At 64.8% G+C, this 315-nt stretch carries 1 protein-coding gene; it reads right to left on the minus strand.

From position 1 onward, the window contains the following. Positions 1-106: 106 nt before the first annotated feature. The coding region (locus tag SB658_RS22870) for an aldehyde dehydrogenase family protein (protein ID WP_410602535.1) at positions 107-315 on the minus strand (209 nt) is incomplete at its 5' end.

The raw sequence follows: 315 nt of genomic DNA on the forward strand, positions 1-315 counted from the left end.
GTCCTCCAGGGCCAGGGGCAGGGAGAGAGCGTACGTCCGGGTAGCTTTCACGGCGGTCGCCGTAGAGTGGGGGAGGTGAGTTCGCGCCTGAGCGCACGGATGGCCGTCAGCCAGGAGCGACGATCACCATCTTCTGGTTGGCCAGTTCCCGGATTCCGGCTTCGGACAACTCGCGTCCGTACCCCGAACGCTTGACGCCGCCAAACGGCAGTTCCGGCGAAGTGGAAGACCGCATGTTGATCCAGACAGAGCCGGTCTCTATCTGCGACACGAGTGACCTGGCTCGCTTGACGTCGGCGCTGAAGATGGCGCCGG

It is taken from the genome of Bacillus sp. SIMBA_008, from assembly GCF_046535495.1.
GTDB classification, from domain to species: domain Bacteria; phylum Bacillota; class Bacilli; order Bacillales; family Bacillaceae; genus Bacillus; species Bacillus subtilis.